The sequence below is a fragment of the Aquirufa antheringensis genome, assembly GCF_004307425.1.
Classification (GTDB): Bacteria; Bacteroidota; Bacteroidia; order Cytophagales; family Spirosomataceae; genus Aquirufa; species Aquirufa antheringensis.
The window spans coordinates 65,705-78,437 of the sequence record NZ_SEWZ01000003.1 but is presented as its reverse complement, the minus strand read 5'-3'; the positions used below and the strand labels follow the sequence as shown (position 1 = coordinate 78,437).

The window sequence follows — 12,733 nt, the reverse complement described above, 5'->3', positions numbered from 1 at the left end:
ATTTTAGCAAAAATCAAATCCTATGGACGCAGCTAAAGTTGACTTATTCATCATGACACATGCGAAGAGCTTCGAAACGCATCATTTGTCCTATATACGTGAGAGATTGCTTGCTCTAGATGATTCACAATGGATTATCCTCCAAAGCATAAACATAAAAGACCCTACCGTTTCACTGATTGTATCTATTGTGGGTGGTCATTTCGGTGTAGACCGTATTCTCCTGGGAGACATTGGTCTAGGCGTCGGAAAGCTGATTACGTGCGGAGGATTGGGTATTTGGACCATTATCGATTGGTTTCTCATTATGGATGCCACCCGTGAACACAATTTCAAAACACTGCAACCATATCTAGTTTAATGAGCCGGAAGAAGCTCTATTTCATCATTCTACTTTCTTGTAGTGCCGGTTTTTTCTACCTGTGGACAGGATTTGCCTTTACCTGTTTTTTCAAAACCATCACCGGCATTCCTTGTCCCGCTTGCGGAACGACGCGCTTTATCCTGGGCGATTTCACTCATGGAAACCCGCTTGGGATTATCGTAGGGGCAACCATGTTATTACCCATTCTTGTCATTTTTGACCTATTTACGCGTGGTGATCGGGTATTTCGGATGTATATTTGGCTAGAGGAAAAATTTCGACAGCCCGTGGTGGCAGTTATTTTGATTGTATTGCTTGTATTAAATTGGGTTTGGTCAATATCTAAGGGATTATAATGTTAAAAAAAGAGCGATTTCAGGCATTTGTGGAGCACTTTTCCACTCGTTTTCCAGAAGCGGAAACCGAGTTGCATTATTCGAACCCATTCGAACTATTAGTCGCGGTGGTATTGTCCGCGCAATGCACGGATAAACGTATCAACCAAGTTACTCCTGCCCTATTTCAGCGGTATCCGGATGCAAAAGCCCTCGCAGATTCGAGCGTAGAAGAAATTTTCTCCTACATCCGCTCCGTTTCCTATCCGAATAATAAGGCCAAACACCTTTTAGGTTTAGGCCAAAAGATTACCGACCAATTCGCAGGCGAAGTGCCTGAAACGATGGAAGACTTGCAAAGTTTACCCGGCGTGGGCAGAAAAACGGCGAACGTTTTTGCTTCCGTCATCTACAACCAGCCCGCCATGGCGGTGGACACGCACGTTTTTCGGGTATCTCAGCGACTGGGCTTAGTCCCCAAAACAGCCAATACACCGCTAAAAGTAGAGATGGCCTTAATTAAAAATTTACCTAACGAAGTCATCGCAACGGCCCACCACTGGTTGATTTTACATGGACGCTATGTCTGTTTAGCTAGGACACCTCAGTGCGCGAAATGCGATATCACGCATTTCTGCGCCTTTTACCAGAAAAACCACAAATGATGAGCTTGGTCGAAATTTTAGCGATCATTGCCTCATTAGCTGGCGTGCTTCTCAGCATGGCGAAGAAAAACCTTGCTTGGGTTTGCAACATCATTGCCTCAGGTCTTTACGGGTACATTTTTTATCAAAATGGTCTGTATTCCGACATGGAATTACAGGGTTTCTTTATCCTAATGGCCATCTATGGCTGGTGGACTTGGTCGAGATCCGAGCCAGATTGGGTGCCTGAAAAATCGAGGCGCAGCACCTTATTTACGGGATTAGCGGTGGCCTTGCTTTTCGGTGCAGGATCCGGCTTTTTACATCAGCAGTATTTCCTCTCGGTCAGTTTTCCGTTTCTAGATGCGACCCTTACTGGGCTAAGTATTTACGGGACTTGGCTGGCAACGCGACGTAAAATAGAAAACTGGATTGTCTGGATCGGAGTGGACATCGTCTACGTGGGAATGTATGTAAACAAAGGGTTATGGGGCACGGCGGCACTTTACCTTGTCTTTATTGCTTTGGCCTTAAAAGGCTACATCGACTGGCTTAAGCCCCTGAAAAACAGGGACTAAAAAATTTGTCAGAGATTTTATCGGATTCATTACCTTATTAAGCTCAGCCTTTTTATATTTGTGTTTAGGTAAAAGACTACAATTTAGATAGATTTATGGCCAACGAAGAAAAACAAAGATATTCTGCCGAAGAATTAAAAGAGTTTGAAGAAATTATCCGTGCTAAATTAGATGATACGAATGCTGAATTAAAGTATTTACGCGAGTCATTGAATAAAAAGAATGATACGGGTACAGACGCTACCTCCGGAAACTCGAAAGTGATGGAAGACGGGGCTGACACCGCAGAGAAAGAAAACTTAAATCAATTAGCTGTTCGTCAGCAAAAGTTCGCGAAGAACCTGGAAAATGCCTTAATGCGCATTAAGAATGGGACTTACGGGATATGTATTGATTCAGGAAAGTTAATTTCCAAAGAACGTTTGCGTTTAGTACCGCACACGCAACACTCGATTGAAGCGAAGTTAAAGCAAAAATAAACCATGGGTTTTTTCGAAAATAACCGCCTTGTAGAATTGATAACGGATTATCTCAAAACGCAATTTGAGCTTATCAAGTTAGACATTCAGGAAAAATTAGAGGAGATTCTTGTTCGAATTTTCAAACTTATTTTTGTGGCAGCGGGTTTCACAATTACCCTATTTTTCCTTCTTTTAGGAGGATCGGAGTGGATCAACCAAGTTTTAGAGAGCCGTTTTATCGGCTATTTCATCATGGCTGGCATTATGGGCCTAGCCAGCCTATTTCTTTTCTTATCCCTAAAACCGAGCGAAAATGAGTCAGAATAAAGAAAAGAGAGCAGAATTAGAAAGCCAAGCGGCTGAAATTCAAGAGCAATTAACTGAGACCGTTACTGAATACAAAAAGGTAGGCAACCAGCTGTTAATCGCAGGCGGCATCGTAGCAGGTGGCTATTTACTTTATTCCATGTTCTCGGGCTCGAAAAAGAAAGGCTCCTTCGTGAGCGATGCCATTAAATCTTACGCCCTGGCGCTAGCACTTTCCTACGCAAAGGACTTACTAGTAGATTACCTGGCGTCATTGGAAGCAGAAACCGAAACCGCGGTAGTAGAAGAATCATCAGACAAAGCCTAACGACTCCCGACTAGTGACTATCGACTAGTGACTATCGACTCCCGACTAGTGACTAGTGACTATCGACTATCGACTCCCGACTATCGACTAGCGACTATCGACTCCCGACTAGTGACTATCGACTAGCGACTCCCGACTTAATTCTCCATCAAATACGCCTTAATAAACTCATTAATCTCCCCGTCTAACACCGCATCAGTATTTGATGTTTGGTAATTCGTGCGGTGATCTTTCACGCGGCGATCGTCTAATACATAGGAACGGATCTGCGAACCCCACTCAATCTTCTTCTTGCCAGCCTCCACTTCGGCGCGCGCAGCGTTGCGTTTATCAATTTCGATTTGGTATAATTTGGACTTCAAAAGGCGCAATGCCACTTCTTTGTTCATTAATTGCGAACGTTCTTGCTGGCAAGCGATGATGATTCCAGAAGGTTTGTGAGTTAAACGAACCGCGGTTTCGACTTTGTTCACGTTTTGGCCTCCTGCGCCACCGGAACGGAAGGTATCCCAATCGATGTCGGCTGGATTGATTTCAATTTCGATGGTATCATCCGCTAGAGGACAGATGTAGACCGAGGCAAACGACGTGTGACGACGCGCATTCGAGTCGAAAGGAGAAATACGCACTAAGCGGTGCACACCGTTTTCTGATTTTAAATTACCGTAGGCAAATTCACCATCGACCTCGATGGTTACGGATTTGATTCCAGCTACGTCCCCCGGATTTTCATCCACTAAACGTACCTTGAAGCCGTTCTTTTCTGCCCACATGTGGTACATGCGCAATAACATGGCTGCCCAGTCTTGGGATTCGGTTCCACCAGCACCCGCATTGATTTCTAATACGGCGCTCATATTGTCGCCTTCGTCAGACATCATTTTGCGGAATTCCAAAGCCTCCAGGTTTGCCTCCAGCTTTTCGCCTTCTGCATCCACTTCCGCCTCGGTGGCTTCACCCATTTCGTAAAATTCCCAGATGGTTTCTAAATCACCCTGTGCGTTCGCGAGTTTATCGAACCCATCTGTCCAAAACTTCAGCCCACGCATCTCGCGCATCGTGCCTTCGGCTTTGTCAGGATTGTTCCAAAATTCGGGATCCAAGGTGACCGTCTCTAATTCAGAGATTAAATATTTCTTGTGATCGTAGTCAAAGATACCTCCTTAAAGCCTCTATTCTGGCTTTCAGGTCATTGAACCTGTCTTTAGTCATGTGTTTTTCTACTTAATAAAGTGCAAATATACCCGATTTTGTGCTAAATTGCGGCCTCATTCATTTAAATCAAGCAATAAAATGGCGCAACAATACGATTTGATCGTGGTAGGCTCAGGCCCGGGGGGTTATGTAGCAGCTATCCGAGCTTCTCAATTAGGTTTAAAATGTGCAATTGTAGAGAAAGAATCCTTAGGTGGTATTTGCCTAAACTGGGGATGTATTCCTACCAAAGCCCTTTTGAAATCTGCCCAAGTTTTCGAATACATCAAGCACGCGGCTGATTACGGAATTACCGTAAAAGGCGCTGAAGCTGATTTCTCTGCGGTTATTTCCCGTTCTCGTGGCGTGGCGGATAGCATGAGCAAAGGCGTTCAGTTTTTGATGAAGAAAAATAAGATTGACGTAATTATGGGTTTTGGAAAAATCCAACCTGGTAAGAAAGTCGAAGTAACAGACGCAGACGGAAAGAAAACCGTTTACGAAGGAAAAAATATCATGATTGCAACGGGTGCTCGCGCTCGTGCATTGCCTAATGTGCCTATTGATGGCGAAAAAGTAATCGAATACCGCAAGGCGATGAGCTTAGAAAAACGTCCAGATTCGATGGTCGTGATCGGTTCAGGTGCGATCGGTGTTGAATTTGCCTACGTTTATGCGGCGATGGGAACGAAAGTAACGATCGTAGAATTCATGCCAAACATCGTTCCTGTAGAGGACAAAGATGTTTCGAAAGAATTAGCGAAGCAATACAAGAAAATGGGTATCGACATCTTGACGTCTTCGAGCGTGGAGTCAGTGGATACGAAAGGGAAAGGTTGCAAAGTGAGCATCAAAACTCCAACAGGTAACCAAGAAATCCAATGCGATATCGTTCTTTCTGCAGCGGGTGTGATCTGTAACTTAGAAAACATCGGTTTAGAAGAAGTGGGTATTATCGTAGACAAAGGCCGTATTCCAGTAAACGCTTGGTACGAAACGAATATCCCTGGTTATTTCGCGATTGGCGATGTGACTCCGGGTCCGGCTTTGGCACACGTTGCCTCAGCAGAAGCGATTATTTGTGCAGAGAAAATGGCGGGTCACAAGACAGAGGCTTTGGACTACACAAACATCCCAGGCTGTACGTATTGCAACCCGGAAATTTCTTCGGTAGGTATGACGGAGAAGAAGGCCAAAGAAGCAGGTTACGATATCAAAGTGGGTAAATTCCCATTCGTAGCGTCTGGAAAAGCAACGGCTGCCGGTGCTCGTGATGGTTTCGTAAAAGTTATTTATGATGCCAAATACGGTGAATTATTAGGCGCTCACATGATCGGTTACAACGTAACAGAATTGATCGCTGAGGCGGTTGTGGTTCGCAAGTTAGAAAGCACGGCTTACGAGATTATGAAAACAGTTCACCCTCACCCGACGATGTCAGAGGCCTTCAAAGGCGCGACAGAAGCGGCTTATGGAGAGGCAGTGGATTTGTAATCTACAGCATTGTATAAATAGAAAGAGGAGCTCAAAAGGCTCCTCTTTTTTTTATGGCTGGAAATAGGCCTCTGTTCCTCCTTCTAGCCAATCGGCACCTGGAATAAGTTTTGCAGCATCAGCGGATCTGCCTCCTCCTTTTCCACAGACCGTTACCACTTTTCGGGAGGTCGGAATTTCATTCATCCGCTCGGCTAATTCCGTGAGAGGAATGTGTAAGGCTGACGGGATATGTTTCGCATCGTATTCTTCCTTTGAACGAACGTCCACAAGAATAATGCGATCAGTATTCAAATTGGATTTTACTTCTTTTTGCGTGATCATGACCCAAGTTGGACATTTTTTCAGCAAAAAAATTTAACAAATGTAAAAATCAATTCAGACGCACCTGAATGCTTTTGTAGTCAATCTTACTTTTAGGATCGTGAGCCTGAATGGCGATCGTTCCGGGTTGAATTCTTTTCTTATCTGCTGGCTCATCGTATTCGACTACGGTTCTCCCATTGATCTTCGTGGTGATGTGTTTCCCCTCTACTTTTATGTATAATTCGAACCATTCTTCGTCGTGCACTAATTTTTCCGCGGTGTCGATAATGCCATAGAGACTACCCGTTCTGCGCCAATCCGTGTGGGAATTATTGACTTGTATTTCGTGGCCTTGAGAGGGCCAGTCGCTGGGTTGAAATGCCGTGCAAACATATAAGCCAGAGTTCGCTCCAGGATAGGTTTTAATCAGGGCTTTTACTTCGAAGTTTTTAAAGGAATGGTCTCCAACAGGTCCATCATAGAAAAGATGTCCGCGGGGGCCTTCGATGCGTAATTCGCCGTCCTTTACTTGGAATGAACTTGGATTTTCACTGGCTTTCCAGCCTGTTAAGTCGCGGCCGTTGAATAGTTCGACCCATTGGGCGTGGGCGGAGAAGTTTAGTAAGAGGAGAAGGAGAAAAAGGTTCTTCATGTTAACTTATAGGTTTAATTTATGGAGGTAAATATGAACTTAAAAGTTTAAAAATGAAAGGTAAATTATAATTCTAATGCGATAAAAGTTTCGGGATTTACTACTAGAATGTTAGCCTTTTTAAAGTCTTTCAGATTTCTCGTCACAATGATTTTCAGGTAATTTTCCAATGCACAACAATATTGTATCGCGTCTTCAAAATCAGTAAAATCGGAAGCAATAGCTAAGTCTATGGTCTTGCTATCAACTGTCAAAACATGAACAAGTGTTTTAAATTTCAACAAAGTGAGTCGAGACTGACTACTAGAATATTGAGACCTTAAGACATAATCAATATTGGAGAAAGTAAGAGAGGATACATGTAATTTAATCTTACCTAAATCGGCAAGTGAAAATAAAATTTCTGCCGGTTTAGCAAAGGGTTGCCGCCCAGACAAGAGGTCAATACATACATCCGTGTCAACAAATACGTTTGTCATTCTATTGCGAATATTTGTTTTGGATATATTTTTTGTATGCCTCTTTTGAATCAAAATTCTCAGGAAGATTGACTATTCCTGATAAACTTTTGACAAAGGGGGTGACCTCGTGAATAGGTCGAGGCTCCACTAACATCCCTAGATAAGACTCAATTAGCTGAGAAAGACTTGTATTTTTCATTTTAGCATAGTTTTTTGCTTGCTCAATTATGTCTTGATTTAGCTTTAAAGTTAGTTTAGCATCCATAGCTTTTAGATTTTATACGTGCAAATATAATTAATTTGTACGTATAATTTTCAAAAAGACGCTCTTTTAGAAGATTAAATTAATCTGCCGTGAAAGTAGCCGATGAGATCTAGAACAACAAGAAAGGGGATGATATCTTGATCAGATTATCAGTTACTTGATATTTGCAACAGGGAGTGACAGCTCCACTCCGTTCCGCTGTCAGCCCGCAGGGCATCTAGCACAAAGCCTACAGCATTCGCTTCGCGAATCCTGTTCTTTTTTCATATGGGGCCGATTAACTATGCAAGCACATTACTCGGCCCCATATAAAAAAAGCCCCTCAGCTAACGCTGAGAGGCTTTGTAGAGGGGAAGGGATTCGAACCCTCGGTAAGCTTGAGACCTACACACGCTTTCCAAGCGTGCTCCTTAAACCACTCGGACACCCCTCTAGATGAGTCCGTGGGGTTGCAAAAATAGCAAATTATTTCGACGAATCGAAAAAGGAATCGATATCCTTCTTGAATTGGATCAAGGATGGTTTGTGGATATAGTACATGTGGCCTGATTCGTAGTATTTAATGTCTACGCGGGAGCGTTGCTCCGGGCGCAAAAACATGTGCTCGATGTCGTAGACCGCCGTGAAGTACGGGGTCGCGAAATCGTAGTAGCCGCAGCCGAGGTAGACTTTTAGGTTCGGGTTTTTGGCCATCGCATCCCGAAGACTTTCCGCGACGTTCAGGTATTTGTTTTGGACGTTTTTGTAAGACCAAGGGTATACTTCGCCGAAGACGTTGTAGCCTTTCTCCTCCGTGAACTTCAATTCTTTAGATAAATAGTCGTTGATCGTGGCGGTGAAAGGTCCGTCGATGTTTGTGAATGAGGGATCGAAATCGACGTATTCGCCAGCGTCGTCTAGGTTACGGCCAGTGAAACGAGCATCCAAACGACCGATCGAAAGTCCGTCCGCGCGGCGTAGAGCCTTGTAGAAACGGTTTTCGTCGAGGCGAAGGTTTGCTTGAAGGCAAAGCTCTTTAGAAAGGCCCGTATAGTAGGCCATCTTCTCAGCAATGGCCGTTTTTTCTGCATCAGACATCCAACCGCCTTTGATTAATGCGGTGGCATAGGGCCCGATCGCCCATTGCTCGGATTCCTTTAATACGTCTGCGATGGGTCTCGCCTGTAAGGCTGGCGCTAATTTTTTGTGGTACCAGGCTGCGGCTGTGTAAGAAGGGATATATAGCGCACGAGGTAGATCGTTTCCGATGTTGTAATCGTTTGTGCCAAAGTTTAATACCGCCGAGATTAAGATGACGCCATTGATGTAGATGCGGTGTTCGTCTTGCAAGAATTTCGATAATCCGGCGGCACGAGTGGTTCCGTAGCTTTCGCCGGCTAAGAATTTAGGCGAGGCCCAGCGGTCGTAGCGGCTCAGGAAGTTGCGCACGAAGTCGCCCACGGATTTAATGTCCTCGACATAACCGTGGTATTTGCTTGCGGACTCGCCCACAGCGCGGGAATAGCCGGTGGAAACGGGGTCGATGAAGACTAAATCCGTTTTGTCTAACCAAGAAAATTCGTTGGGAATGTAGGAATAAGGGGCTGCGGTGGCGGTGCCGTCGTCTTTCAAGACTACGCGCTTGGGACCTACGCCGCCCATGTGTAACCATAAAGAGGCTGAGCCTGGGCCACCGTTGAAAGTGAATGTGACAGGGCGTTTGGCGCCGTCTTCGTCGTCTTTAGCGTAGTAGGTGAAGAAGATTTTGGCCAAAACCTTACCCGTATCCGCCTTCATATGCATGTAACCCGTGGTCGCCGTGTAGTTAATCACCTTGCCGGCGATCGTAATCGAGTGCTTCGTCTTCACAACCTGTACGCCAGCCGGGTCTTTCCCGATTTGCGCATTTGTTTGAGCATACATGCTAAGCGTAAGTGCACAAAAAAGAATCGTCAATAATTTTTTCATCGATAGAAGATTTATGAAAACGAATATAAAAATTCTTTGGCAATAAAAGGTTATTTCGTAGATTTGCACCTACTCTATATATTATATAGACTTTATAAACAATTAAGAATAAATTATGCAAAGTTTCCGCTCTGAGATAGAAAACCCCGTTGTTGAAAAAGACATCCTGGATTTAGCGAAAAAAATCGCTCAATTCAAGGCTGGCGAGATTCATGAGGAAAAATTCAGAAGTCTTCGCCTGGCGCGCGGCGTCTATGGACAACGCCAGCAGGGAGTGCAAATGATCCGTATTAAATTGCCCTATGGCAAGATTCAATTCCACCAATGGAAGCGCATTTCAAATATTTCAGATGAATACTCGACCGGCAACCTTCATTTAACAACACGTCAAGATATCCAAATTCACTACGTGTCGCTGGACCGTACGCCGGAACTTTGGGCAAAATTAGAGCAGGACGATATCACCTTGCGCGAGGCTTGTGGAAACACCGTGCGAAACATCACGGCCTCCCCTACTTCGGGAATTGATCCGAAAGAACTTTTTGACGTAAGCCCGCACGCCGATGCGGCGTTCCGTTACTTTTTGCGTAACCCGATCTGCCAAGAAATGGGTCGTAAAATCAAGATGTCTTTCTCGAATACAGATGAAGATACGTCTTTGGCCTATTTACATGATGTGGGTTTTATTCCCAAAATCGTGGACGGCAAACGCGGCTTCAAAGTAGTCGTGGGTGGTGGCTTAGGTGCACAACCGATGCTGGCTCACGTGGCACACGAATTCCTAGCAGAAAACAACGTAATCCCCTTCATCGAAGCGATTTTACGGGTATTCGATCGCCACGGCGAACGCAATTCCCGCCACAAGGCGCGTATGAAATTCTTGATCCAAAAGATCGGTTTCGAGGCCTTTATGGACCTAGTAAAAGCTGAATCGAAAGCCTTAAAAAATCATTCTTTCGAGATTCCATCGGCTACGGCTTGGGAGGTTACTCCGCCTACTTTAGTAGCAAACGTTGCCACACCAGCTACTGAAGACTACGCCACTTGGTTAGCGACCAACACCTTTGAACAAAAGCAAAAAGGATTCCACGCGGTCTATGTGCGCATCCTGAACGGCAATATTTCCAGTACAACATCTCGCTCATTAATCGAGGCATTTACTGGCTATATCGGCGATGATATTCGCATCACGATTAACCAAGGCTTGATGCTAAAATATGTGCCTACCGCGAATTTGGCCTACGTCTACTCCGTATTAGACGCACACGGATTAGCGGCTCCGGGCGCTAATTCCATCGCGAACATCACGGCTTGCCCGGGAACGGACACGTGTAATTTAGCGATCTCTGATTCGACGAATATCACCTCGAAATTAGAGGCGGTCATCACCGAAGAATTCCCATCCTTGATTCACGACAGCGCGATGAAGATCAAAATTTCCGGCTGCATGAACGCTTGTGGACAACACAGTATGGCGTCGATCGGCTTCCACGGCTCTTCTTTGAAAGCCGCGGACAAACGCGTTTTACCAGCTTTGCAGGTCTTATTAGGCGGCGCGACACTAGGCAATGGCGAAGGAAAAATCGCGGATAAAGTGATTAAAGTTCCATCGAAAAGAGGTCCTCAAGTCTTGCGCACCTTATTAAATAACTTCGAAGAGAACGCACTGGCAGACGAGTATTTCCACAGCTATTACGATCGCCAAGGCGAGAAATACTTCTACGATTTATTAAAGCCCATCGCAGATCTAAGCACACTGGTGGATGATGATTTCATCGACTGGGGCGCCTCAGAAAACTTCGCTACCGAAATCGGGGTGGGAGAATGTGCGGGTGTCGTGATTGACTTAGTCGCAACGCTTTTGTTTGAATCAGACGAAAAATACGAATGGACAGCGGCGGCACTAGAAGACAAACGCTATGCAGATGCGATCTACCATGCCTATAGCGTGTTTATTTCGGCGGCGAAAGCGCTCTTATTAGATAAATCGATTTCCGTCCCTACTCAAACTTCGGTCATTAACAAGTTCGATGAAAACTTTGTAGCTACTGGCGAATTTGCCGTAGATGCTCCTAGCTTCGCTGAATTAGTCTTACAGATTAATCAAAACGAACCGTCAGCGGAATTTGCGGCCTCTTATACAGCGCAAGCCCACGCCTTTTTACAATCTGCCAAAATAGCCCGCTCTTAATCCTATGAAGAACTTAAGCCATTTCAGAACATTAGAACCTCACCCGAAATTATCGGTGGTGGGTGCTGGCCCCGGCGATCCAGAGTTGATCACCTTGAAAGCCATCAAAGCTATCGCGTCAGCGCAGGCCGTTTTATACGATGCTTTAGTTGACCAAAGCTTGTTAGCACATTGCTCCCCCACCTGCGAGCAGATTTATGTGGGTAAGCGTGCAGGCGAAAGCCATTCCCAAGAGGCTATAAACAAGTTGATTGTTGAGAAAGCCTATGCTTTAGGACACGTGGTTCGCTTGAAAGGCGGCGACCCTTTTGTCTTTGGCCGTGGTCAAGAAGAAATCGAATATGCGCGTGGTTTTGGTTTATTAACGGATTACATTCCAGGCATTTCCTCCTCTTATGCGGCGGCGGGAAGCGCGGAAATTCCTTTAACGATTCGGGGGGTGAACGAGAGCTTTTGGGTGATGACGGGGACGAAATCGGATGGCTCTTTGACAGCTGACCTAGCTTTAGGCTTGCAATCTTCTGCCACTTTAGTCATTCTCATGGGGATGAATAAGCTAAAAGAGATTTCAGATTTATGCCAAAAATATGGCAAAGGTGACATCTCCGCCGCCATTATCCAAAACGGAACGATGAAAAATCAACGAATTGGCGTATCTTCAGCTGCAGAATTAGCTTCCATGGCTTCGAAAGAAGGCTTGAGCAATCCGGCTGTCATCGTCATAGGCGAGGTTGTGCGTCACGCAAAGCCGGAATTATGGCAACAAATCACGAAAATCAGTAAAGAAAATGAGCAATAGAATTAACATCTCCAGCGGTTCACCCTTCGAAGATACCTTCGGCTACTGCCGCGCGGTAAAGACAGGAAACTTGCTAGAAATCTCCGGCACAGTAGCCCTAGTGGATGGCGAAAAAATAACGGCTGACGATTTGTATGCCCAAACCTATAACATCATCGAACGCATCGCGGTGGTTTTAGAAGAGGCTGGTTCGTCTCTTAATGACGTAGTCCGCACGCGTATTTTCACGACAGATATTTCCAAGAATTTAGACATCGCTCGAGCTCACGCCCATTTCTTTGGAGACATCAAACCTACGACTGGGATTTATGAAATTTCAGCCTTGATCGCTCCGCAATATAAAGTGGAGATTGAGTTTACGGCTTGGGTGGGATAAATTTAATAAGCCCGTAAAAAAGCCCCGAACAA

17 protein-coding genes and 1 tRNA gene are annotated in these 12,733 nt (G+C 45.0%); 11 read left to right on the top strand and 7 right to left on the bottom strand.

Going from position 1 to position 12,733, the window contains the following annotated elements; translation table 11 throughout:
• Window positions 1-22 precede the first annotated feature (22 nt).
• The 7 genes from EWU21_RS06210 (at window position 23) to EWU21_RS06180 (ending at window position 3,016) form a co-directional block, all read left to right on the top strand.
• A complete protein-coding gene (locus EWU21_RS06210) occupies window positions 23-361 on the top strand; it encodes a TM2 domain-containing protein (protein WP_130895954.1) in 339 nt (112 codons plus the stop codon).
• Window positions 361-720 (top strand): DUF2752 domain-containing protein, encoded by a 360-nt coding sequence (locus EWU21_RS06205; RefSeq protein ID WP_130895953.1) that lies wholly within the window; start codon window positions 361-363, stop codon window positions 718-720. Before EWU21_RS06210 ends, EWU21_RS06205 begins: the two co-directional genes overlap by 1 nt.
• Complete coding sequence (nth, locus tag EWU21_RS06200) at window positions 720-1,364, top strand: endonuclease III (RefSeq protein ID WP_130895952.1); 645 nt, start codon at window positions 720-722, stop codon at window positions 1,362-1,364. The genes EWU21_RS06205 and nth overlap by 1 nt, the downstream gene beginning before the upstream one ends.
• Window positions 1,364-1,921 (top strand): nicotinamide riboside transporter PnuC, encoded by a 558-nt coding sequence (gene pnuC, locus EWU21_RS06195; protein WP_161566481.1) that lies wholly within the window; start codon window positions 1,364-1,366, stop codon window positions 1,919-1,921. The genes nth and pnuC overlap by 1 nt, the downstream gene beginning before the upstream one ends.
• Before the next feature lie 95 nt (window positions 1,922-2,016).
• Window positions 2,017-2,400, top strand: a complete 384-nt coding sequence (locus tag EWU21_RS06190; RefSeq protein WP_130895950.1) for a TraR/DksA family transcriptional regulator — start codon at window positions 2,017-2,019, stop codon at window positions 2,398-2,400.
• A 3-nt stretch (window positions 2,401-2,403) separates the two neighbouring features.
• On the top strand, window positions 2,404-2,709 hold the full coding sequence (locus tag EWU21_RS06185) for a hypothetical protein (RefSeq protein WP_130895949.1): 306 nt from the start codon (window positions 2,404-2,406) through the stop codon (window positions 2,707-2,709).
• Window positions 2,696-3,016, top strand: a complete 321-nt coding sequence (locus tag EWU21_RS06180; protein ID WP_130895948.1) for a hypothetical protein — start codon at window positions 2,696-2,698, stop codon at window positions 3,014-3,016. Before EWU21_RS06185 ends, EWU21_RS06180 begins: the two co-directional genes overlap by 14 nt.
• Window positions 3,017-3,153: 137 nt before the next feature.
• On the opposite strand, the gene prfB is transcribed toward EWU21_RS06180, so the two are convergent.
• A protein-coding gene (gene prfB, locus EWU21_RS06175; protein WP_394364236.1) for a peptide chain release factor 2 occupies window positions 3,154-4,228 on the bottom strand; the annotation gives its coding sequence in 2 pieces (ribosomal slippage) (window positions 3,154-4,176 and window positions 4,178-4,228; 1,074 coding nt in all).
• Between the two features lie 81 nt (window positions 4,229-4,309).
• On the opposite strand from prfB, the gene lpdA reads away from it, so the two are divergent.
• Window positions 4,310-5,704 carry a dihydrolipoyl dehydrogenase gene (gene lpdA, locus EWU21_RS06170; RefSeq protein WP_130895946.1) on the top strand — a complete coding sequence of 465 codons (1,395 nt, stop codon included), beginning with the start codon at window positions 4,310-4,312 and terminating at the stop codon, window positions 5,702-5,704.
• A 51-nt stretch (window positions 5,705-5,755) separates the two neighbouring features.
• On the opposite strand, the gene EWU21_RS06165 is transcribed toward lpdA, so the two are convergent.
• The 6 genes from EWU21_RS06165 to EWU21_RS06140 all read right to left on the bottom strand — a co-directional run bounded on the left by EWU21_RS06165 (window position 5,756) and on the right by EWU21_RS06140 (window position 9,335).
• Window positions 5,756-6,028 carry a rhodanese-like domain-containing protein gene (locus EWU21_RS06165; RefSeq protein WP_130895945.1) on the bottom strand — a complete coding sequence of 91 codons (273 nt, stop codon included), beginning with the start codon at window positions 6,026-6,028 and terminating at the stop codon, window positions 5,756-5,758.
• A 49-nt stretch (window positions 6,029-6,077) separates the two neighbouring features.
• Window positions 6,078-6,662, bottom strand: a complete 585-nt coding sequence (locus EWU21_RS06160; protein WP_130895944.1) for a 3-keto-disaccharide hydrolase — start codon at window positions 6,660-6,662, stop codon at window positions 6,078-6,080.
• Between the two features lie 65 nt (window positions 6,663-6,727).
• On the bottom strand, window positions 6,728-7,141 hold the full coding sequence (locus EWU21_RS06155; protein ID WP_130895943.1) for a type II toxin-antitoxin system VapC family toxin: 414 nt from the start codon (window positions 7,139-7,141) through the stop codon (window positions 6,728-6,730).
• A gap of 1 nt (window position 7,142) precedes the next feature.
• On the bottom strand, window positions 7,143-7,388 hold the full coding sequence (locus EWU21_RS06150; RefSeq protein ID WP_130895942.1) for a DUF6364 family protein: 246 nt from the start codon (window positions 7,386-7,388) through the stop codon (window positions 7,143-7,145).
• Between the two features lie 345 nt (window positions 7,389-7,733).
• Window positions 7,734-7,821: transfer RNA gene (locus EWU21_RS06145), tRNA-Ser, on the bottom strand.
• A 32-nt stretch (window positions 7,822-7,853) separates the two neighbouring features.
• Window positions 7,854-9,335, bottom strand: coding sequence for a S10 family peptidase (locus tag EWU21_RS06140; RefSeq protein ID WP_201738096.1), 1,482 nt, complete (start codon window positions 9,333-9,335; stop codon window positions 7,854-7,856).
• A gap of 115 nt (window positions 9,336-9,450) precedes the next feature.
• Between EWU21_RS06140 and EWU21_RS06135 the strand changes: the two genes are divergently transcribed.
• From EWU21_RS06135 to EWU21_RS06125, 3 genes are read left to right on the top strand one after another with little or no spacing between them, the layout of a single operon-like run.
• On the top strand, window positions 9,451-11,526 hold the full coding sequence (locus EWU21_RS06135) for a HEPN domain-containing protein (RefSeq protein ID WP_130895941.1): 2,076 nt from the start codon (window positions 9,451-9,453) through the stop codon (window positions 11,524-11,526).
• Window positions 11,527-11,530: 4 nt separating this feature from the next.
• Complete coding sequence (gene cobA, locus EWU21_RS06130) at window positions 11,531-12,325, top strand: uroporphyrinogen-III C-methyltransferase (RefSeq protein ID WP_130895940.1); 795 nt, start codon at window positions 11,531-11,533, stop codon at window positions 12,323-12,325.
• Window positions 12,315-12,701, top strand: a complete 387-nt coding sequence (locus tag EWU21_RS06125; RefSeq protein WP_130895939.1) for a RidA family protein — start codon at window positions 12,315-12,317, stop codon at window positions 12,699-12,701. The genes cobA and EWU21_RS06125 overlap by 11 nt, the downstream gene beginning before the upstream one ends.
• The last annotated feature ends 32 nt before the right edge of the window (window positions 12,702-12,733 follow it).

Coding starts and splice junctions, on each gene's coding strand:
- lpdA (WP_130895946.1), top strand. CDS start 4,310: ATGGCGCAACAATACGATTTGATCGTGGTAGGCTCAGGCCCGGGGGGT.
- EWU21_RS06210 (WP_130895954.1), top strand. CDS start 23: ATGGACGCAGCTAAAGTTGACTTATTCATCATGACACATGCGAAGAGC.
- EWU21_RS06135 (WP_130895941.1), top strand. CDS start 9,451: ATGCAAAGTTTCCGCTCTGAGATAGAAAACCCCGTTGTTGAAAAAGAC.
- EWU21_RS06190 (WP_130895950.1), top strand. CDS start 2,017: ATGGCCAACGAAGAAAAACAAAGATATTCTGCCGAAGAATTAAAAGAG.
- EWU21_RS06125 (WP_130895939.1), top strand. CDS start 12,315: ATGAGCAATAGAATTAACATCTCCAGCGGTTCACCCTTCGAAGATACC.
- EWU21_RS06180 (WP_130895948.1), top strand. CDS start 2,696: ATGAGTCAGAATAAAGAAAAGAGAGCAGAATTAGAAAGCCAAGCGGCT.
- EWU21_RS06185 (WP_130895949.1), top strand. CDS start 2,404: ATGGGTTTTTTCGAAAATAACCGCCTTGTAGAATTGATAACGGATTAT.
- EWU21_RS06150 (WP_130895942.1), bottom strand. CDS start 7,388: ATGGATGCTAAACTAACTTTAAAGCTAAATCAAGACATAATTGAGCAA.
- EWU21_RS06165 (WP_130895945.1), bottom strand. CDS start 6,028: ATGATCACGCAAAAAGAAGTAAAATCCAATTTGAATACTGATCGCATT.
- pnuC (WP_161566481.1), top strand. CDS start 1,364: ATGAGCTTGGTCGAAATTTTAGCGATCATTGCCTCATTAGCTGGCGTG.
- EWU21_RS06155 (WP_130895943.1), bottom strand. CDS start 7,141: ATGACAAACGTATTTGTTGACACGGATGTATGTATTGACCTCTTGTCT.
- cobA (WP_130895940.1), top strand. CDS start 11,531: ATGAAGAACTTAAGCCATTTCAGAACATTAGAACCTCACCCGAAATTA.
- EWU21_RS06205 (WP_130895953.1), top strand. CDS start 361: ATGAGCCGGAAGAAGCTCTATTTCATCATTCTACTTTCTTGTAGTGCC.
- EWU21_RS06160 (WP_130895944.1), bottom strand. CDS start 6,662: ATGAAGAACCTTTTTCTCCTTCTCCTCTTACTAAACTTCTCCGCCCAC.
- EWU21_RS06140 (WP_201738096.1), bottom strand. CDS start 9,335: ATGAAAAAATTATTGACGATTCTTTTTTGTGCACTTACGCTTAGCATG.
- nth (WP_130895952.1), top strand. CDS start 720: ATGTTAAAAAAAGAGCGATTTCAGGCATTTGTGGAGCACTTTTCCACT.